Source organism: Chryseobacterium sp. B21-037 (assembly GCF_028570785.1).
GTDB lineage: Bacteria > Bacteroidota > Bacteroidia > Flavobacteriales > Weeksellaceae > Chryseobacterium > Chryseobacterium proteolyticum.
In genome coordinates this window covers 4,239,370-4,261,143 of the sequence record NZ_JALGCB010000001.1, presented here as the reverse complement: position 1 = coordinate 4,261,143, position 21,774 = coordinate 4,239,370, and the positions used below count along the sequence as shown (strand labels likewise).

The following is a 21,774-nucleotide window of genomic DNA, read 5'->3' as shown; positions in this document are numbered from 1 at the left end:
GTGGTAAAGATTTTAAATTATTTGTGGAGATTCTGGCTTCTGATATTAGCCTTTTTTTTAACGATCATTTTTGGAATACCTGTTTATATTTTATCCTTTAGCAAAAAACACTACAGATATGCCTATCAGTTTATCCGCTTTTGGTGTTACGGAATGTTTTATGGTATGGGGCTTCGCTATGAGCTGATTAATCTTACGGATAAAAAGATTGACAGAAAAAAACAATATGTAGTTATTTCCAACCATACCTCTATAATGGATATTATGCTTCCATGCATTCTATTTCCACATCACCCTCTTTGTTATGTAGGAAAAAAGGAGTTAGTGAAAATTCCTATTTTCGGCACCATCTATAAAAGGATCTGCGTTATGGTAGACCGAAGTAGTGCCAGAAGCCGTGCAGATGTTTATAGAAGATGTGCTGAAAAAATGGAAGAGGGAAATAGTATTGTTATTTTTCCGGAAGGCGGTGTGCCTGACGACACGTCTATTCTTCTGGACGAATTCAAAGACGGACCTTTTACCTTATCTACAAAACATCAGTCTCCGATAGCAGTCTTTACTTTTATTGGCTTGAAAGAAATGTTTCCCTTCGATAATTCTAAAGGCCACCCCGGTAAAGTAAAGGTTTATTTCAATGATATTATGGAGCCTTCGGCATCTCAAAAGGATATGAAAACGCAAGCTTTTAACGAAATAAAAAAAACCTTGCTAGAACGCTCTATTTAAAAGAAATAATTATATTTGTTATTAAGAAATCTTTAACAAACATGTCGAATTATTCTAAACAAACTAATTGGGGACAGTTTATCCCATTAGTCACTGTATTTTTTTTCTGGGGATTTGTTGCAGCAAGTAATGATATTTTGATCCCAGTCTTCCAAAAAGCTTTTAACTTAAGTCAAACCGAAAGTATGCTGGTGCAGATCTGTTTTTATGTCGCCTATACTGTCGGTTCTTTAATTTATATGGTTATTTCTAAAGGTATTAAGCAAGACCTGGTTAATAGAATCGGATACAAAAATGGATTAATTGCCGGGCTTCTTATTTCTGCCGCTGGAACCCTATTATTTTATCCAGCAGCCAATTTGGGATCGTTCCCACTGATGATATCAGGTTTGTTTATTGTTGGATTAGGTTTTTCTTTACAACAAATCGTAGCCAACCCATTGGCAATTGAGGTAGGACCTACTGAAACCGGATCACAAAGGTTAACAATGGCAGGAGGAATCAATAACCTGGGAACTACAATTGGACCACTGATTGTTTCTTTTGCTATTTTCGGATCTGCCGCTGCTGCCAATACAGAAGCGAGCATAGAAAGTGTAAAAACGCCTTATTTAATATTAGGAGTGGCCTTTGTTTTAGTTGCAATCATGCTTAAATTCTCCTCTCTTCCAGCAGTTACTCCAACCAATTTAGAAGACACAGATGACGCTGTTCCGGGAGAACATAGAAAATCAGCTTTTCAATATCCACAGCTGGTACTTGGAATGATCGCTATTTTTGTTTACGTGGGTGTAGAAGTTTCTACAGCGAGTAACTTACCTGCTTATATGGAGAAACATTTAGGTTTTGCAACAAAAGATGTTGCTCCTTACATATCCTTATATTGGGCTTCTCTAATGATTGGTCGTTGGACCGGTGCTGTTGAAGCTTTTGATCTGAGTGCCGGATTTAAAAAGATTTTACGATTTCTAGCTCCTTATTTAGCTTTTGGTGTATTTTTACTAGTAAATGCAATCGCAAAACACGATCTCAATCATTTTTATGTTTATGCGTTTATCATCATAGCAATGATCATCTGTGACATTCTGAGTAAGGGAAATCCAGCCAGGATGCTTCTTATATTTTCCTGCGCAGGAATTACCGCTTTATTAATAGGAATGTTTACTACAGGAATGGTTTCAGTATATGCCTTCACAAGCGTAGGATTATTCTGTTCAACACTCTGGCCTTGTATTTTCGCTTTGGCTATCAATGGTCTTGGCAAGCATACAAACCAAGGTTCCGGATACCTGATCATGATGATTATGGGAGGGGGAATAGTAAGTATTATTCAAGGTTATGTAGCCGACCTCACCTCTATTCATTTCAGTTATATTGTGGGTGTAATTTGCTTTGCTTATCTGGCATTCTATGCAATCCGTGTAAGTGGAATCTTAAGATCTCAGGGAATTGATCTTGACAAAATTTCAAAAGGTAGTGGACACTAAAAATATACATACATATAAGAAAAAAAGATTTTGGGCAGGTATATTACTTGCCCAATTCTTTTTGTTTTTTGCGTTTTCAAAATCACAATTATTCATTTCTGTTTTTGAAAAGTTTTTTGAACTACAAAAGGTATTTCATCAGATTATATTCTCATGGATCCCTTTCTCATTTGGAGATGTTTTATACGTCCTACTGGGCATTGTCTGTGTATACCTTATTTTCCAGCTTTTCAATAGGAAAAAGAGAAATAGTTCCTTACTAAAATTTTTAGTAGTGATTAATCTCTTTTATTTTTCTTATCAGGTTTCATGGGGAATGCTGTATTTTCAGACCCCGATAATTAAAAAATTAAGAAACCAGGAAAGACCCAATATAGATAAAGCCAGAAGGCTAGCTTTGATATATCTTGAAAAATGTAAATCTACCCGACAACTTGTGTCCGAGGATAAAAACGGAATCTTTGTGATCCGTAATTTAAAAATCATTCAAAAAGAAATTCTTTCGCAACAATTAATGCTTCCCCAGTACATTTCAGATAAAAAAGTAGCGGCCGTAAATTCAATCAAACCGAGTTTATTCAAGGATATAATGAATTTCACAGGCATCCTGGGGTACTATAATCCATTTACTGCAGAAGCACAGTACAATTCCAAGCTTCCCTCTTCGTTTATTCCATTTACTCTAGCCCATGAAACTTCCCATCAATTAGGTTTCGCAAGAGAGCAAGAAGCCAACTTCATCGGATATCTGGTTGGTATCAACTCTAAAAATTCAGATTTGCGATACAGCACTGAATATTTTACATTAAAAAGTCTTTTAAGGTTTATTGCAGAGGAAGACCCTGCGTTTGCAAAAGCAGTAATAAAAAATTACTCTTCTGGGATGAAAAGGGATCGCTTATATGAAAAGAGCTTTATTTTAAAACATCAGGGATGGCTTGATGACTTCTTTGGTTTTACGAATAATTTATTTTTACAAAGCAATCAACAGGAAGGCTCCGTAACCTATTCCTATTTCATTGATTTACTGTTGAATTATGAACAATAAAAAAGAATCGTATCAGGCGATACGATTCTAAAAACACAAATGATGAAAAAAAATTTATTACCTTGACTTGTTCCCTCATTCAAGGCGATGTAAAAGTACAACAATATTTATAAAAACAAAAACATTTTTATTTATTTGTAAAACTTTATGAAAACTTTATGATTTTTTAAGTTTATTTGAGTTTACACCAAATATATGTTTTCTGTAGTAAATTTTACTTTTCAATAAAAAAAAATATCAATTACTGAATTATAATTAAAAAAATAATCAAATAAGGCAATAAAACAAAATTTAGAATTTATCACTTTTATATAAATAACTCTACTTTTCGATAGTTGGAATTTCTATATAACTATCATTATACCATTCAATATTCAATGGTTCTGTAGCATCATCAATTGTTTCTTCACTTACATCCTTTCCAGTACCATAATTGACCTGATATGCTGAATTCTTGTTTACTCCTAAAATTACAACCAATTTACTTCCTTTAGGTATTTTTTTACTAACAAACATCGAATTTACGACCGGAATGGTTTCAATTTTTCCAGGCTCAAGAAGACGTCTTTTTTCTCTGTTTTCAGCGTAGCTGGCCCTTCCAAGAAAGTCGGATAAAAAGAATATTTTATTATCTGGCTTTATCTGGATTAAGGATATTGTAATATCCATATCTTTTTTATTCAAAGCCGCTTTTATCTGTGCATTAAATGCACCACTAATAATAAGATCTTTATCCAATACCTCTGTCTGATAAACAAGAGAATTATTTATCTTTATACTATCACTTTTTCCTACTTTAAAATATACATCTTTATCGTCTCTATTTTTAAAATCAACTGTTTGTTTTGTTGAATTCAATACACCAGATTTATCTTTAGTCAAAACCAATTGTTCATTTTCTTTTTTTGTGAAATAAAGCTTTAGTTTACTATTATGCGATTTTTCTAAGGCAGGTACATGGAGCCACTCATTAGTGTCCATTATTTGAATATTTATCTTGTCTTTTAAAAGTTCAGGTTTCATCCCGTCTTTCAGAATATAATCAAACCAAGAGAAAGCGAGATCGCTTATATTGATTCTGGCCACAGGATCTACTTTATATCCTCTTAATATATTTACACCATAACTTTGAGCTCCTCCATGATCGTAAGGCCCCATTACAACATAGTGATTGGCATTTTTATTATATTTAAGATGTTCCCGGAAATAGTACATCGCTCCAAGCTGATCGTCATCATAAAACCCCGTTGTAGTAAGAACAGGAATATTAATTTTTGAAAAATCTTCTTTGTAAGGGACCATGTCTTTCCAAAATTTATCGTAGCTTGGATGGTCCAGCCATCTTTGAAAAATTTTATCTCTTATACCTTTTACAGAATTAAGAGCTCTAAAGGACTTTCCACTTTTATACCAAGCTGTATTAATAGAATCCCATTTTGCAAAATTCCGGAAATCAGATTCATCTGTTAATTTGTTGTTAGTGACATATGCTATCCATTGCAGCATATAGCTCATAAATACATTATTAGTCATCGGATAATCAATTCCAATTCCTACGGAAACCTGAGGTACAATTGTTTTTAGCGCTGGATGTAGTTTTTTCACGGCTCCCCACTGACTGAAGCCTAAGTAACTACCACCAATCATCCCAACTTTTCCGTTACACCACGGCTGTTTACTGATCCAGTCGACTACATCATAAAGATCATGCGATTCATGCTCGAAAGGCTCTATTTCATCCGGACTATTTCTCTTCCCACGCGTATTTACAACCACTCCGACATAATCGTATGCTACAGCTCTTTTTCCAACAGCATAATCATATTTTCCGGCATAGATATTATTGGTAAGAATAACCGGCAAAGGTTTTTCATTCCCTTTCCTACGCATAATTGTTATTTCAACATTGCCCCCACCGCTTGTTTTTAAATTAAATGACTCAATCGTATATCTTTCTTTGTCTTTTAAAATTAAAAGGTCTGTCACTTTAGATTGAATTTGAGAAGAAACCCTTAGATCCAGGTAACTCATAGCAAGCCCCAATGCTGCCGCATTCGCAATACTATCATTCTTCAGTGCCATCAAGCCTTTTTTCAATTTAGTTCTCTGTAATGGAATATCTTCACTAAAGATTTCAGCCACCCGGAATGAATATTTTTCAGGAAGCTCAGCATATTTAATATTAAAAGCTTTTTCCAGTGCTTTTGGAAAAACCGTTCTTTCATTTTTTTCAATATCTTTAGCTAAAGCATATATTTCATAGTTAACAAATCTGGTACAGGCATATTTACTGTTTGCAAAAACATTTCTGTATTTCCCAATAGTTGTAACGGCGTTTTTAAAACGACCTGCTAAAATTTCCAATTTCAGTTGCTTTTCCAAAGAATCTAATCCTTTAGATTTTTCATATTTCCCAACTGACTTGGCAGCAAAATCTGAAATATTTTTTTCGAGAATTAAGGAATCATTTGCAGCCTTTGCTGGAAAGTATATTTTTTGTGCTGACATGGTATTGATAAAGAACAATACGATAATTACCAGTTTTATTTTCATTTTAATAATATTTATAATATTTGTGATCTTTGATAGAAATAAATTAGTAAAGCCTCTTATCACAAAAATAAGAATAATTCATAACCCGAAGATTAATCTTTCAAAAGATCAATCTAAACACCTGGCTTTCAAAACGCTTTAACTAACATTCGACCGTAATCAACAAAGATTACCAATTTGGTCTATTTGTAAAAAGAATACTTTTATAATATCTGTGTAAATAATCATATATAATCATTTCAAATATTCTTTGATCGGAAGCAAAAAGTCTATTAATGTTCATATGGAATATACTTTGAAAAAAACTTTGCCCCTTAAACTCTATGGATTGATTAATATTGTCAAATACTTGCCTACTGTTAGTAATACTATAAACAATCCTATTTCTTATTGTTCTATAATTATCTGAAAGAAAGTAGTCAATTAATCTAGGCTTAATTTCTCTGTATTTTTTATCCAGTTGACTATTGAGGCTTTTATCAGAATTAAATTCTTTCTTAAATGCATAATTATAGTCTTTAAGCCAACTAAGTTTTTCCTCAATAGAAAGATGAAGCATATCCAATGTTTTATCAATATGAAAAAGACTTAATAAAATTTTCTCTTCATCATCCATATATAAACAATCCAAAACTAAACTACTATTGAAAGAGAATAAGGTTTCTGCGTCTTCAATAGTATGTTCACCGTACCTTTCAATCTCCCTACTATAAGTATCAATGAGAATATTAGAGATTTCTCCACTCACCGTATAATCCTCTAGACTTTTGTTTATTTTTTTTAAAATTTCATCATAGCCTCCAGCACTATTTAATTTTAATCTAACCCGTATATGTGATTGAGGATCATGATATCTGATAAAAAACCATTTTGAAATGATATTGCTTTGTAGAAGATAATCAGCTAAAGGCTTGATTGCTTCATCTAAAATATAATCTGCTGTTTTTATTCCGGTATAGATTTTAAAGTATATCCATTCATTACCAGGAGTAAATTTTCTTATAGTTTCAGTTTCCATCTATTGATTCCTATAAAGAGGAAATATAAACTGATGACTAAAATCATCAGCATCATATAAAAACTCCTCAATGAATATTGATTTTTTGCTTTTTATTGTTTGTACAAAAAGCTTGGCCATTTCGTAATTATCCAGGTTTAAAGTCAAAGTATTATCTGACTTAACCCACCGTATCCAGTTAGGAATTTTTCGAATTTCTCTCCACTCTTTTAAGCTCTGTAAAAACAATTCTTCATCACTAATTAACTGGCTCACGTCAATTATATGCTCATCCGTAATACGCCATTGGGCCTTAGAGAGAATGCTATTCTTGTACTCTACTCTTGGAAGGAAATAATAGATTTTTTTTAAATCCCCCCAATTGAAATATATTCCAACTCTACGATCCTGGGCATTAAGATCGGATAAAAAATGATAAACAGGTAAAGAATGAGCAGAATAATTATGTGCATTGCTCAGATAAGGCATAACTTCTTTATTTAATTTTTTAGAACGCAAGACAATCCTATTATTCTTAAAAGAAATATATAAATCATCAATAAAAATCTGATTCTCTATAGGTAAAGTGGATTGTGCCAGATAAGGAATTTCATATTCTCGTAAAGATGGTCTTCTAATCACATTTCCTATCCTTGCTTCTGGCAAATGAATAATCTCTGCATGAATAACATTCTTATTTAATTCTGATTCTTTTTTAGCAATTGCTTTCGTTAAATTTTTTATATCCGATTTTTCTGAACAAAACCTGCCCAGCAAGTTAGCTGCACTTGCACCTCCGCTACTGGATATGTATAATTTTTCCTGATCTTCAGCAACTATTATTTCAGCCATGAAGGAGATAGTGTCTGGTAAATCTCCCCAATTTTCATCAAAGCCCTCGAAATCTTGATCGGAAAGCTTAATCGCATAACTATTTGTTAGTATGCTTTCCTGAACTTTTTTGTTTAAAATAACCTGAACAGGGTTGAACTTGGCATTCAACTCTGACTTCCTTTTTTCTTCAGGAATTACCAGATCATCTAAATAAGGATGCACTCCTTTGGCACTGGCATTTTGCAAATACCCTATACCAATTTCTGTATCCAGAGCATATAATAATGGAATCTCCTCACTTTCAAATCTATTATAAAATGCTTTTTTAAACCTATCAAAATTAGTATCATTATTTTTCAAAGAGATCTTATTTAGAAAACTGATTGTTTCTTTAAGTTCTTTTTTCCAAAAGACCGGCAATGCAAATTGATCTGAAAAATACATGTCAGTCTGAAAAAGATATTTGTTTTCGTATTCTATTCCAAAACTTTTGATCAGGTTTTCAATCTCACTATAAACGCCAATGTGATTTCCAAAACAATCATCTAAGCCACTCAACTTATCTTTAATAGATGTCAAAACCCCAATTTCAACTTTTGCCCCAATTTTATCAAGTACAGAAATTAGTTCATCTAAAAAATCATTCCCGGAAACATTAGGATCTATTTCACTTATTAAAACCTGGTTTTCAATAAGTTCTTCAACAAAACCGATAGCCTCTGTTATGGTTATATCCTCTTCAATTAGTATTTCTGCAATTTCAATAATTGTTCGTCCTTCCTTTACGTAATATAATACTTTCTTAAGTTCGTCAGAAAGTGGGGCCGATGATATTATATAATCTCTTTTTCCATTATGAAACTCGTATTCAATAAAGCGAATTTTATTTCCAATTATATGAATACTGTTGTTAGGAAAGAATAAAAGCTTACTTTTAATTTCTGGCACGTTAGCTAAATAATCAGCTAATGCAACCAAAAAAAGCATATCCAAATTAGTTTGACGAATTTTCCTTCCTCCATCATGCTTTTTAACAGTATGTTTAAATTCGCCCAATCCTATACCTGAAAACAACCCGAATGGCGTACATCGTGTACTCATACGACCATAATATTTTATTATAGTGCTTTTCAGTTTATCTTGTTTTTTAGGTGCAAGCTTTTTTCCTGAATCCAGCCATTGAATAATTTCTTCGTAAAGATTTGGAGATGCTAGATAAATAGATTCCTGAAAAGAAGGTCGTTTACAAATTTCCATCAAATCTTCATCATTAAAAAACTTCTTATTTGAATTTTCTAGAAATTCTTTATTTGAATAGTGAGGTATGCGGACCACATATTGGTCAAAAAATGAATAGGGAAATTGTGGCATTTATTTTTTTGTATCTTCTACAGGTTGATAGTCTGGATGACCTAGCTGCCAAAAAGCGAAAGCATAAATTAGCGAATTTCTTTCATGAATTTTATAAGCTGGATCTTCTACACCGTGTCCAGAATCCATATTAACCTTCAGTAATGTAGGATTATTAGGCTTCTTATATGCACTTAGTTTTGCAGCAAACTTAACTGATTGCCAAGGCGCAACCCTTGTATCATTCATTCCGGTAATTAATAAAGTGGCAGGGTACTCAACATTCTTTTTAATATGATGATATGAATCCATCTCTAAAAGACTTTTAAAACCTTCCGGATCATCTATATTTCCAAATTCATCAGCATCAGTACCTCCTATACCATTCAGTTTACCCCTTAAAGTATTCAGAGATCCAACCTCAATAATAGCAGCTTTAAATAAATCCGGTCTTTCTGTAATTGCCCTTCCCATTAAAATACCACCTCCACTTTGTCCCCAAACAGCTATTTTATCAGGAGAAGTATATTTTTGATTGATCATATATTCTGTACATGATATCAAATCTTTCCAGGAATTCGCTTTTTTAATTTTCCGTCCATCAAGATGCCACTTTTCACCTTTTTCTCCTCCTCCTCTGACATGTGCTATAGCCATTATACCTCCTTGATTAGCCCAAATTAAATAACTTCTTGCAAAAAAAGGGCGATAAGATTCACCATAGGCTCCATAACCATAAATAAGCATTGGAGACTTACCATCTTTCTTTAAAGCTTTATTATAAATAATAGATAAAGGAATATCTTCACCATCATAAGATTTTACTGTAATTTCTTCTACTACAATATCCTTAAATTCAGGATAATCTATGATTGGAACTAAATTTTCCAGTATAAATTTATCATCTTTCAACTCATACTTATACCGTTGTTCATCATTTGCCCATCCTGAACAATTGATCCATATATCTGAAAATTTTTGGCCTTTCGCCTGTAGATTTATATTTCCACTTACATAGGGAAGCTTTATAAGCTTTTGTTGACCTTTTCTATAAAGGTATAATTTAGCTTCTACTCCATTTTTTGTTGTGGTATAATAAATTCCATCTTTTGTAATTACATAACTTTTAAATACTTCATCTTTATATTCCGGAACTAAAACTTCAGGATTTCTAAAATTTGGATTTTGTGCACTTGTTTTACACAGTTTAAAATTGGAAGAATTATAACCTGAAAGAAAATAAATATCATTCCCCGCCAATCTTACATAAAAAACTTTATCATCTTTTTTATACAGGCTTTTCCAGTTCTTTTTATTTTTGAAAAAATCGTCTTTATTAATAATAAATGTATCCCTATAGTCTTCCGCATCTACTACCATTCCAATATAATATTGATCATCTGGATTAAATGCTAAAATTCCGGGATACTTTTCTGCTGCTATATTTAATTCAGAATTATTTTTTTTAGAAAACACATCTCTTCTGTGATTAGGATCTTCTCCTAGTTTGTGTAAGACTACCTGAGTATTTTTTGCGAATAATTGAGATTTAGGATCAATTACAGGATAATATACATAAAAAAAACCTGAATTATCATCCAGCCATTTAACACCTGCAATGGATGATGGATTTGCATGAGTAATAATTTCCGGGTGGATCGTTCTATCTTTTACTTCCAGTATTATTATTTCGGATATCTCCTTACCCTTTTCTGATAATGAAATTGCTACTCTGCTACCATCCCAGCTCGGACTTATTAGATTGATTTTAAATTCGTTATCCTTCCCGCTGCTTTTTGATGAGGATATAAAATTAATTGGATCATATAGTAGCTCCTCTTTGCCATCATACCCATTTCTACAATAAAGTTTAGCTATTTTTTCATCACCATTTCTTTTTAAGTAGAAATATTTATTATTTTCTATAATTTTCAGTTCTGAAATAAAATAGCCTTGTCTTTTTTCAAGCTCAAGTCTTTTATTCAGATAATAGTTATTCCTTGGGATTTTATCTAGGATAAGATCTGTATAGTCATTTTGAATATTAATCCATCTTTTTGTGTCAGGATCAGTTAAATTTTCTAAATTTCTATATTCATCTACGATTTTAGCCCCAAAATAACTGTCTGTAACAGGGATTGATGGGGCTAATGGTGTTTGTGAATATAAAAAATTATTTAAAATAGAAATAACCAAAAATATTCTAAACTTCATTCTTTATTAAATTATTAGGCAGTTGCATGTATTGTCTCAACTGGCTTGCTTGTATTATTCGGATCATGGCATCCTCCTTCTTCCGTATTTTCAAATCCTATTACAGTGTTCTTAGATCCTCCACCAACAATTTTGCTCAAATTGTTAATTTTCACCATCTGAATTTTTTCCAAAGATAATTTTTTCTTTTTTTCCATTTTTTTTTAAAATTTAAGTTCTATAATTAAGAGTTGCAAATAAAGTAATTTTTTTTAATTGCACATCTATAAATACATATAAATTTATAAATCTAACTTAATAAAAACACAAATAAATAACTGACAAACAAACATTTAAACACAAACAGAATAACTCATTATTTGTCGATATAATTTATTAAAAAAATTATAATTTTGCATCCAGTTATTTGTGGAACAATGAGATCAGCATATTTATTATTATTCATATTAGTATTTAACCTTTCACCTTCAAAAGGTAAGATAAATGATACATTAAAAATATATTCATATTCCCAATTAAAAGAAAAATTCTATGATTATGTGGGTAACGATAAAATTAGTAATGCTAATGTAATTTCAAAATATTATTTGCAAAAAGCAAAAAACGAGAAAAATACTACTGAAATAACTGAAGGCTATGTTCTCATGCATTTTAATTTAGACCTTCAAAATGCTCTAAAATATATAGATAGCATATCGATTTATAAAAAAGATCTTGATCAAAAAATATATCCTGCACGAATTTACTTATTACGTGGTAATCTTTACTTAAGACATGATAACTTAAAACTAGCATTTGAAAATTATATGCTAGGTCTAAAATATGCGAAAGAAAAAAATAATGAAAGGCAAATAGCTATTGCAAATATTAGCGTTGCTTACCTAAATAATTATATTGGAAAACATGCAGAAGCTGCAAAAATTTTAAGATTCTACCTGTATCATGGAAATTACTTCAACGAAGCTGAGCAGGGTAGAATCCATTATAATTTAGCTGACACCTATATTGAGATTAATAAAATGGACTCTGCTAGAATATTAATACAAGAAGGTGTTCAAGCAGCACTAAAAAATAAGAATAGTTACAAATATCACCAATATTTATTTTTAGATGGCTTTTATAATTTGAAATTAAACAAATATGATATTGCCATTGAAAAATTATTAAAATGTAAAGAGTTTTTTGCCAAAAATGAAAATGATCTAAATATAAGCTATACATTATTAAATCTGGGAAAAGCCTATGATGGATTGAAAAATAAGGATAAAGCAGCAGAAAACTTTATTGCAATTGACTCTATAGAACAAAAAAGCAACAATACTTTTCCTGAACTTCGTGATATATATACTTACTTGATTGATTATTATAAAGAAAAAAATAATAAAGAAAAACAACTTTACTATATCGAGCGATTCTTAAAGGTTGATAAATTATTAGATTCGCAATTTAAATATATTTCGCGAGAATTACCTAGAAGATATGATACTCCTCAATTATTAAAAGAAAAAGAGAATATAATTAATGACCTACAAAACAGAAAAAAAATTCTCTACATCTCAATAAGTATATTATTTATTGGTCTTTTAGTCCTCTTATATCTCTATAAAAAATCTAAAAACTCGGAAAAACGGCATAGAGAAATTGCTCAGAAATTAATTCATTCCATAGAAGAAAAGAATAATGCGTTTACAGAACCAGAGCCTAATGTCGTAATTACTGAGATCTCTGATAAAAAGATACCATTTAATCAAATTGAATCTAAATCTAAATCAATTCCTGAAGATGTTGTACAGTTTATTTTAAAGGGATTAGAAAATTTCGAGACCAAGCAACAATTTTTGAAAAAGGGAATTACACTTAGTAGTCTGGCAAAAACTTTAAAAACAAATTCTGCCTATTTATCGGATGTTATTAATACATATAAGGAAAAAAATTTCGCATCATACCTTAATGATCTTCGTATTAATTATGCGTTAACAAGATTAGTTCATGATAAAAAGTTTAGATCTTACAAGCTTTCTGTCATTTCAGAGGAATTGGGATATAATAATGAACAAGCATTTTCCATTGCTTTTAAGAAAAAAACAGGAACTACACTTTCCATTTATATTAAAGAGGTAGAAAAATCCCATAATCAGAATTAAACTTCAAAATCCTTAACAAAAACCTAATTAACAGATACTTAAATAAAATATATTTATAAATCAATGCCTATACATTTATAAATACACATCCTATTCCTTTTTTTCGGGATGTTTTGTTCTGTAAGTTTGCTCTGTAATCAAAAACAAAAATTGGTTAACAAATAATATTTTTTAATTGTGCGCACAAAGACAAGAATATTACGCTAATAGCAAACACTCCCGGATGTCAGGGATTATATGACAGAATAAATTATTATTAAAAATCAAAATTAAAACAATGAAAAAACAAGTATCATTAGGCAAATTAAGCTTAAACAAGGAAAAAATCGCTCAACTAAGTGCAGAGGGAATGTCAAATGTAAAAGGAGGAAATTTTGGAGGTAGCACATGTGCTGGGTTCACTTGTGGATGGTGTACTTCTACAATGGATTCTTCTACTACAAAACCACTTGGACCAAAAGAAGAAGGTTTAGAGCCTCAAGGTTAAGATTAATAAAAGTATAAGAGATTATATTTTGGAACTAGCCCCGTTTATACGGGGTTAATTCCTTAATATAATAATATTAATCGCTTATAGATTATATCTGTTGTACTGATTTTTAACAACTCAATACGTCACAACACCGAATTACTCTAATTAAGTTCAAATATGCTGTTTGTTGCTCTTTTATTAATAAAACTATTACTCACCACTTTATCATAATTAACTATGAAAACAAAACATATAAATATCAGCAATATTATACACGAGCTGGAACAAGATATAACAGAGAATGTATGTAATACTAATGATAACTCTCTATTCAATGGTAGAGCCGGTGTATTGATTTTATATTATTTATTATATGAGAACACCCAAGATTCTCAATACATTGATAAAATTGGAGATGTAATTACCCAAATTTTTCAAGATATCAATGAAGATAATTATTCTGGTGGCAATTCATTTTGCAATGGTTTGGCAGGAATAGGATATGCCCTGAATCTTTTAAAAAAGAAAAAAATAATTTCAGAAGAATTTGAAGTCGTTTTAAAAGATTTTGACACCATTTTATTGCAAGAAATTGATGCCTGCCTTCACAATAAAAAGTTTGATTTCTTACATGGCGGATTGGGAATTGCACTTTGTCTGTTAGAGAGGGCAAGTGAAAATGTCTTATTACAAGAAAAAATTGATAGTTTTTTTTCAAAATATATTTTCATTGTAGAAGAGCAAATAAAAAAAGATAATAGTTTGGAATTCTTTGATGAATCAGGAGATTATACAGCTAAATATAATTTAGGAATGGCTCATGGACTCATTTCAAACTTATGTCTCCTTATAAAATATTCAAACCAGATATCTCATGATGTCCGATCCATAATTAAGGCCATTTCAAATAAGATATTGGAATTTTATAAAAAAGAAAACTCTTGTCAATTTCCAAGTATTATCTATACAAACAGAGAAAGTACATATAACGCTCCATTAGGATGGTGTTACGGAGACAATATTATTGCATTGGGATTATTAAAAAGTGCTGTCTTTCTGGAAGACTCCTATCTCTATTCGATAGCAGAGCAAGTTGCAATTAATGCATTGAAGAGAGACCATGAACGATTCGTTGTTAAAGATGCCATGATCTGCCACGGTACTGCAGGTGTTTCATACATCTACGAAAAATTGTATAAAATTACCTCGAATGAAAAATTAAAGGAATCATCCCAAAAATGGTTTGAAACTACTCTCGATTTTTACTCAGTAGACGAAAAGTCTCATAGTTATAGAACTTATGTTGGAGATGATGAATATACAAGTACTATATCATTACTCAATGGAAAAATTGGAATAGCAATTATGCTATTAATGCGAGAAAACAGTAATCTAGATTCAGATTGGGATAATATTTTATTATTAAACTAAGGATATGACTTATACACATTTTAATAAAGCCATCATAAGGACTCCGGCATTGCCTTTATCATTTTTTAAAAAAATTTTTGAGCCTACTACAGATATCTGGGAAGTCATAAGACAAGATGATCAAATTAGAATAGCAATCCATTATGCTTCGCCAGAATTATCAGAACAAATAAATCTTTACCTGAACAATAAAATTACAGATTTTAAAAAGAAAGAAAAACTGGAAAAGTCAGTATTGAAATATTTATCAAGAATGTCTACCAGATCTACTCCTTTCGGTACCTTTTCGGGAATTTCTGTCGTTGAAGAATCTCATCAACAAAATACCCAACTTTGCATTCCCAATGCAAACTCAGATTATAATCATGTCAAAGTTAAATTTGATATGGAATTCTTATATCAATTATCTGACTATGTTGAAAAGCAGGAATATGTTTTTCCATATTTAAAATATAAGCCCAATAACTCATTATACAAACTTGGTAATAAATACAGATATGTAGAGGTTAGCTTAGAACAGGGAGGAAAAAGTTATGATTTATCATCTGTAGAGTATTCTGAAATTATCGAGGAGCTTTTAAAGTTTTCCAGAGACGGACGCTATATTCATGAGATGATCGATTTTGATTTAATTAAAGACTACTCCTATGAAGAAAGATCATCCTTTATAAAAGAATTAATTGACGCTCAAATCTTCATGTCTGAATTAAAACCTTCTACGACTGGGGAAAGTCATGAAAATATTATTATTTCCACGTTAATGAGAATTGATAGTGAATGTCAAGGAAAAAATACTGAAATTCAGAAGCTAAAGAAAAAAATAGAAGATATTTTGGATAAGGTAGCTACCTTAGATAATCAAAATTTTGAAAATCACACCCAAGAACTGGAAGAGCTATACCAATCTATAAGAAGTATTGGGAATTTATATTTTACAAAAAGTAAATTATTACAAGCTGATTTAATAAAAGAGCCTAATAACTCATCTTTTGATTCTGAAAACATTAAGATTATATACGAGGCAATGGACGCTTTAACCAGACTCAGTTTAAAAGGCAGAGAAAATTCTGAACTAAAAGCCTTTAAAAAGAGTTTTGCTAAGAGATATGAAAACCAATGGGTCCCTGTACCAGACGCCGTTGATATGGAATATGGTATTGGATATGGAGACAAAAGTGGTACCCATAAAAATTATTTGGTTGATGATTTCCAATACACAGCTAGAAATAGATCACTTCTAACAAAAATTACATGGGACAATAGTTTACACGATTTTTGGAAAGACAAAATACTAGCTGGCTTATCTAGTCATTCCAGCGATATTGAGATCACAGAATCTGAACTTAAAAAATTCCCTAAAGACGAAAAATCACTTAATGCAACGTTTTGTGTATCAACATCTCTTGTTAGCAATGAAGAAAATAATAAAAAAATATTCTTAAAATACGCTGGGGGACCTACAGCCAACTTCCTTATTGGAAGATTTTCAACAATAGATGATCAAATCAAAGATCTTTATCATGACATTGTGGATGCCGAGGAAAAAATTCATCATGATAAAATTGTTGCTGAGCTCAACCACCTTCCTCAGGATCGGTTAGGAAATGTTATGCACAGGGCAAATTCAAGAAAATATGAGATACCTTATTTAGTAAATTCAAGTGTAGATCAAGAATATCAGATCCCAATTTCAGATTTGGAAATAAAACTTGTTAATGATGAATTTATACTAAGGTCAAAACAAAAGAAAAAAGAAGTCTTACCTTATTTAAGTTGTGCTTTAAATTACAAAGCAAAAGGATTACCAATTTTCACCTTTTTAGCCGAACTTCAGGAACTTCAGGGGACTGGAAGCTATGCATTGGATTTAGGTTTTTTACCCGACTTCTTCGAAAGAATCCCAAGAATAAATTATAAAAACATCATTTTAAGAAAGGCATCCTGGAAAATACCAAAATCAGTTATTGAGGCCCTGGAAAATACTTCTTCAGATCACGAATTGTTGGAAACATGGGAAAAGTATACAAAAGAAAAAGGAATTCCAGCCTTCTTTAGTATCAGTATGTTTGATAATGAAATGATGATTAATTCACATCATGCTACATCTTTGAAAATATTTATTGAAGAAGCTAAAAAACATTCCGTAATTAATATCCAAGAGTCTATATTGGAAGAATATAAAGCGATCAAAGATACTGACGGAAATGAGTATCATAATGAAATGCTTTACTTTTTCAAAAAACAAATTCCCACTCAGATAAGTTCTAATGATATTTATTGTTCTGAAAAAGAATTGAGTGCTCAAAGAAATTATATAATTGGAAGTGATTGGACATATTATAATATCTATATGGGATCTAATCAATCTGATAAAGTTTTAACTGATCTAAAGGAAGAACTTGATGTATTAATAGAAAACAAAAGTATTGACAAGTGGTTTTTTATTAGATATAATGATCCAGACTATCATATAAGATTAAGAATTTTCAGCAATAAACAATCAACAATAGCTCATTTAGCTTTAAATAAAGTATTCAATGCCTTATATGAAGATAAACGAATCATAGATATTTCTCAAAATACTTATAAAAGAGAATTAGAAAGGTATGGGGCGAAAACTATCGAGCCTGTTGAAAGTATATTCTTTCACGACAGCATGATGTTGACAGAATTGTTAACAGTAATCACTCATAATTATCAAAATCCTGAAGAGATCAAATGGAAAGTGGGAATTTATATTGTACACAAATATATAGAAGCATTTAATATTTCTTTGGAAGACGCTTGTCAATATACAAGCAATGTTTGTGATTACTTTACTAACGAATTTTCGTTCAGCAGGGAAACAATCGTCCAGCTAGATAAGGATTATAATCAAAAGAGAATCTATTATAAGAATCTTATAGATGAAAAGAAAGTAGAAGATATAGAAGAAGGAGAAATATTGTTTCAAATTATAGATCATTACTTTAGCTTAATAAGGGAAGAAATAATCCTGCATCAGCTTTCTCATGATAAATTAGTAGAAAGTATTATACATATGAGTGTCAATAGGCTTTTTACTAATAAACAAAGACTATACGAATTTTCATTATACCATATCCTTAAAAGATATTATAATCAAAAGATCAATCAGAATAAAGTAAAAAAGCCGGTTGAGATTTTAGCAAAATAAGGTTTTTAAAGGGAATTACGTCTCTTCTGGTAATACAGCTTAGAAGAATGAATGATGAAATTATCTTTATTTATACAAATACTTTTGAAATGGAAATAAACAAAAATATTATGCTAAGTAGACTTAAAGTGGTTTATATCCTCCTATTTATATGGATTAATAATTCCACTATAAAATCACAGGAATACAAACATACTTCTATAAATATGGAAACAGGGAAAAACCTGAAACAAGTAATAAATGCCTTTGATACAAAAAGTATTATTGGTTTAGGGGAAGGAACACATGGCACTAAAGAATTTAATGATGTTAGAATAGCATTAATAAAGGAACTTGTCAATAAAGGTTATAAAACAATAATTTTTGAAAATGCATTCGGCGATACTTATTTCCTTAATCAGGAATTAAATTCTGAAGTTCCTTTGTCTACTGTGATGCAGAATAATCTTTTATCCATATGGCAAACAGACGAAGTTAAAAATTTCCTTACATGGATTAGACTTTACAATCAAAAACATTCAGATAAAATTACTTTGTATGGAGCTGATTTTAATTATGTATCTAATGCAATTAAAATTCTGCAGCAACAACTTGGATCAAATAATGAAGATATAAATAAGGATCTTTTAAGGCTAAAAGAAATTGGAAATATCCAGGATTCTATCTGGAATAAACAAAATGACAAAAATTTTAAGATTGATATGAATACTCTCATAGAAAATGGGAATGAAGGATATGAACTTACACAAAAAATTGATGCATTTACAAAGCAAAATACAATGAAATCCTCTAAGTCTTCATTAGAATTAGCCCTTGCCAATTGTACCTACGCTTTTTCAACTTTTTATGCAGCAAAGAAGAAGACAGAGGAAAAATCAAGAGATGAATTAATGGCAAATATGATTTCAAAAATTCAGGAAGAAAAAAAGAAAGTCATCATATGGGCACATTCTGCGCACATTTCTTTTCAATTTCCTTATAATATTACAGATCTAGCTATGGGAGGATACCTAAAGCAACATTACGGTGATAAATATTATGCATTGGGAACTTTAACCGCTAAGGGAACTTATAGTGCAACACTTGATAGAATTGACACAAAAAACAATAGTTTTAAATCCTATACCCTTAACCCTATCGTAGAGAAATCATGGGAATATTATTTCTCACAAAACAAAGACACTATGTTCTTCATCGATTTACATCAAAACTCTAATCTGAAGAAGCTTCTGAAAATGAAGTTTATTGGTTATGGTCCTGAAAGGGAAGACTCCTATACTAAAGACGTTAATATTAGTGACTTCTTTGATGGCATTATTTTTATCAAAAACACATCCGCAGCTGTACATACCCTTTAAATATGTCATCTTGCAAAAATTCAGCAAATCTCCATTTTAGCATATATAAATGATTAACAATAATTTACTAAATCTCTATTAACACATAACAAGCAACGAAATTCAAAAATCAGTCTTAAGTCACCTATAAAGGAAGAAATATTTGTTTTATTAAAACATCTTTGTATTTTAGATAAAAAAATTAACATGACCTTAGATAAACTAATCAACTACTTAAAACTTGATAAGCAGGAATTCATTTTCCAGTTTAATTCGCATCCCAATTACCCTTCAGCACTTGCTTTTAGTGATACGCTCAACTTTTTGGGTGTAAGAAATGATGCTTATGAATTGGATAAAGAATATTGGGATGAACTTCCTGAAGAATTTATTGCAATTGTAGATAATTCTTTCTCTTTGGTTAAGAAAACGGGAACTCAATATTCCGTTTATTCTGATAAATCAAAGACATTAAATAAAGATGAACTTCACAAAAATGCGACCAATTTTGTTTTGTTATTTGAGAAAACAGAAAATGCAGAACAAAAAATATCAAATTACAGACCTTTCATATATGCAATTCTTGCCGTAATCCTTTTATATTCCATTCTGAATTTTTCATGGTTTGAAATCCTCTTTAATTTCTTATCATTAGTGGGAGTCTATATTTCACTGGAAATTTTTAATCAAAAATTTGGGAATACATCAGCAGTAATTGGTAGCATTTGTGGTGATACATCAGCAAATCAGATTAAGAATTCTTGTAATAAAATTATTAATGAAGATAAAACAAGTATTCTGGGATTGAAATTTTCTGATTTCTCCTTAATCTATTTTGTTGGAATTACAGTATTGGGATTATTTTTGCCTGCAACAAGTTATGTAATAAAGGGCTTTACCATTGTTTCCCTTATTGCCATTGGTTATTCACTATATGTTCAGGCTTTTGTAGAAAAAACTTTTTGTAGAGTTTGCCTATTAATCATTTCAGTTCTTGTAGCTCAACTTATTTTAACATTATTCTTTTTTGAAAACTCTTACTTCAATGCAAATATTGCCATTTTAAGCATATTATTATGGGGAATTACTTTTTTTGCCGTTTCTTATTTCAATACTTTGCTTACAGATAAGGAATCTCTTCAAAAGTCGAATGCAAAAAATTTAAGATTTAAAAGAAATTATGATCTATTTAAAAGAGAGCTTTTAGATAAGGAAAAAATTACTTTCAGTGATAATGAAACTTTTTCACTGGGAAATAAAGATGCAAAAATCCATATTTCAGTGGTTTCAAATCCTTATTGTGGTTTTTGCAAGGGAGCACATGAAATTTTAGAAAGCCTTTTAAAAAAATATCCGAATGAAATTTCTGCCCAGATAAGATTCAATTATTTTGCAGAAAAATCCAACGAAAAAGCAACAGGCCTCCTATCAGATTTTATGAGTATCTATAAGAACAAGCATGAAAGTGAGTTTTTAAAAATAGTAGAAACCTGGTTTGAAAATAAAGATGAGAAACAAATCAGAGATCTGGCAGGTACTAATGGCCAATTAGAGGATCTTAATTCATTAAACGAGATGTCAAAAGAAAATCTAAATGCGGGATTAAGCTTTACTCCTATTTTAATTATTAACGGATTTCAGTTTCCTGACAAATATGATCGTGAGGATATTCATTATTTCATTGATGAATTAATTGAGGATGATGAAATTTAAAATAATTACAATAATTTAACAAATTTCACTAATTTAGGAAAAAAATAACCATCATTATACAAGTCATCACAGTGCTTACACTGATCGAAAACTAATAGCATGAAAAACATACCACTTTTTTCACATCAGAATCCTAAAAGCATTCAAATAGAATCTTTAATCAGCAGACCATTATCCAACGGAAGACTTGTGTTATATTCTGATTATTGTCCTTCAGAAATTTGCAGGGTAATAATGTCCAAAAGATGTTTACTGATGGACGGCAATTACTAGAAATAATGACAATTAGT

General features: G+C 30.7%; 14 protein-coding genes. 9 read left to right on the top strand and 5 right to left on the bottom strand.

Translation table 11 applies throughout. The features are described from left to right. From MTQ00_RS19045 to MTQ00_RS19035, 3 genes are all read left to right on the top strand, one after another. A complete protein-coding gene (locus MTQ00_RS19045; protein WP_172284212.1) occupies nt 1-729 on the top strand; it encodes a lysophospholipid acyltransferase family protein in 729 nt (242 codons plus the stop codon). A gap of 41 nt (nt 730-770) precedes the next feature. Beyond that, on the top strand, nt 771-2,216 hold the full coding sequence (locus tag MTQ00_RS19040; protein WP_172284214.1) for an MFS transporter: 1,446 nt from the start codon (nt 771-773) through the stop codon (nt 2,214-2,216). Nucleotides 2,217-2,277: 61 nt separating this feature from the next. After that, complete coding sequence (locus tag MTQ00_RS19035) at nt 2,278-3,264, top strand: DUF3810 domain-containing protein (RefSeq protein ID WP_273651078.1); 987 nt, start codon at nt 2,278-2,280, stop codon at nt 3,262-3,264. Nucleotides 3,265-3,585: 321 nt separating this feature from the next. Here MTQ00_RS19035 and MTQ00_RS19030 read toward each other — a convergent pair whose 3' ends face one another. From MTQ00_RS19030 to MTQ00_RS19010, 5 genes are all read right to left on the bottom strand, one after another. Next, on the bottom strand, nt 3,586-5,817 hold the full coding sequence (locus MTQ00_RS19030) for a CocE/NonD family hydrolase (RefSeq protein ID WP_273650653.1): 2,232 nt from the start codon (nt 5,815-5,817) through the stop codon (nt 3,586-3,588). 169 nt (nt 5,818-5,986) lie between these two features. Beyond that, nucleotides 5,987-6,835 carry a thiopeptide-type bacteriocin biosynthesis protein gene (locus tag MTQ00_RS19025; protein WP_273650652.1) on the bottom strand — a complete coding sequence of 283 codons (849 nt, stop codon included), beginning with the start codon at nt 6,833-6,835 and terminating at the stop codon, nt 5,987-5,989. Then, nucleotides 6,836-9,019, bottom strand: a complete 2,184-nt coding sequence (locus MTQ00_RS19020) for a lantibiotic dehydratase family protein (RefSeq protein ID WP_273650651.1) — start codon at nt 9,017-9,019, stop codon at nt 6,836-6,838. It abuts the gene before it with no gap. Further along, nucleotides 9,020-11,194, bottom strand: coding sequence for a prolyl oligopeptidase family serine peptidase (locus MTQ00_RS19015; RefSeq protein WP_273650650.1), 2,175 nt, complete (start codon nt 11,192-11,194; stop codon nt 9,020-9,022). 32 nt (nt 11,195-11,226) lie between these two features. Then, complete coding sequence (locus MTQ00_RS19010) at nt 11,227-11,409, bottom strand: hypothetical protein (protein ID WP_172284227.1); 183 nt, start codon at nt 11,407-11,409, stop codon at nt 11,227-11,229. A 195-nt stretch (nt 11,410-11,604) separates the two neighbouring features. Between MTQ00_RS19010 and MTQ00_RS19005 the strand changes: the two genes are divergently transcribed. The 6 genes from MTQ00_RS19005 (at nt 11,605) to MTQ00_RS18980 (ending at nt 21,484) form a co-directional block, all read left to right on the top strand. Beyond that, nucleotides 11,605-13,356 (top strand): helix-turn-helix domain-containing protein, encoded by a 1,752-nt coding sequence (locus tag MTQ00_RS19005; RefSeq protein WP_273650649.1) that lies wholly within the window; start codon nt 11,605-11,607, stop codon nt 13,354-13,356. A 277-nt stretch (nt 13,357-13,633) separates the two neighbouring features. Continuing rightward, nucleotides 13,634-13,843, top strand: coding sequence for a class I lanthipeptide (locus MTQ00_RS19000; protein WP_273650648.1), 210 nt, complete (start codon nt 13,634-13,636; stop codon nt 13,841-13,843). Nucleotides 13,844-14,065: 222 nt separating this feature from the next. Beyond that, complete coding sequence (locus MTQ00_RS18995; protein WP_273650647.1) at nt 14,066-15,259, top strand: lanthionine synthetase C family protein; 1,194 nt, start codon at nt 14,066-14,068, stop codon at nt 15,257-15,259. 4 nt (nt 15,260-15,263) lie between these two features. Then, nucleotides 15,264-18,434 (top strand): lantibiotic dehydratase, encoded by a 3,171-nt coding sequence (locus MTQ00_RS18990; RefSeq protein ID WP_273650646.1) that lies wholly within the window; start codon nt 15,264-15,266, stop codon nt 18,432-18,434. A gap of 110 nt (nt 18,435-18,544) precedes the next feature. Beyond that, a complete protein-coding gene (locus MTQ00_RS18985) occupies nt 18,545-19,792 on the top strand; it encodes an erythromycin esterase family protein (protein WP_273650645.1) in 1,248 nt (415 codons plus the stop codon). A 186-nt stretch (nt 19,793-19,978) separates the two neighbouring features. Next, entirely contained in the window at nt 19,979-21,484 is a 1,506-nt protein-coding gene (locus tag MTQ00_RS18980; protein WP_273650644.1) for a vitamin K epoxide reductase family protein, read from the top strand. Nucleotides 21,485-21,774: the final 290 nt, after the last annotated feature.

What these genes read in the sequence shown, in the direction of transcription:
- MTQ00_RS19040 (WP_172284214.1), top strand. Translation starts at nt 771, where the DNA reads ATGTCGAATTATTCTAAACAAACTAATTGGGGACAGTTTATCCCATTA.
- MTQ00_RS19030 (WP_273650653.1), bottom strand. Translation starts at nt 5,817, where the DNA reads ATGAAAATAAAACTGGTAATTATCGTATTGTTCTTTATCAATACCATG.
- MTQ00_RS19025 (WP_273650652.1), bottom strand. Translation starts at nt 6,835, where the DNA reads ATGGAAACTGAAACTATAAGAAAATTTACTCCTGGTAATGAATGGATA.
- MTQ00_RS19020 (WP_273650651.1), bottom strand. Translation starts at nt 9,019, where the DNA reads ATGCCACAATTTCCCTATTCATTTTTTGACCAATATGTGGTCCGCATA.
- MTQ00_RS19010 (WP_172284227.1), bottom strand. Translation starts at nt 11,409, where the DNA reads ATGGAAAAAAAGAAAAAATTATCTTTGGAAAAAATTCAGATGGTGAAA.
- MTQ00_RS19000 (WP_273650648.1), top strand. Translation starts at nt 13,634, where the DNA reads ATGAAAAAACAAGTATCATTAGGCAAATTAAGCTTAAACAAGGAAAAA.
- MTQ00_RS18995 (WP_273650647.1), top strand. Translation starts at nt 14,066, where the DNA reads ATGAAAACAAAACATATAAATATCAGCAATATTATACACGAGCTGGAA.
- MTQ00_RS18990 (WP_273650646.1), top strand. Translation starts at nt 15,264, where the DNA reads ATGACTTATACACATTTTAATAAAGCCATCATAAGGACTCCGGCATTG.
- MTQ00_RS18985 (WP_273650645.1), top strand. Translation starts at nt 18,545, where the DNA reads ATGCTAAGTAGACTTAAAGTGGTTTATATCCTCCTATTTATATGGATT.
- MTQ00_RS18980 (WP_273650644.1), top strand. Translation starts at nt 19,979, where the DNA reads ATGACCTTAGATAAACTAATCAACTACTTAAAACTTGATAAGCAGGAA.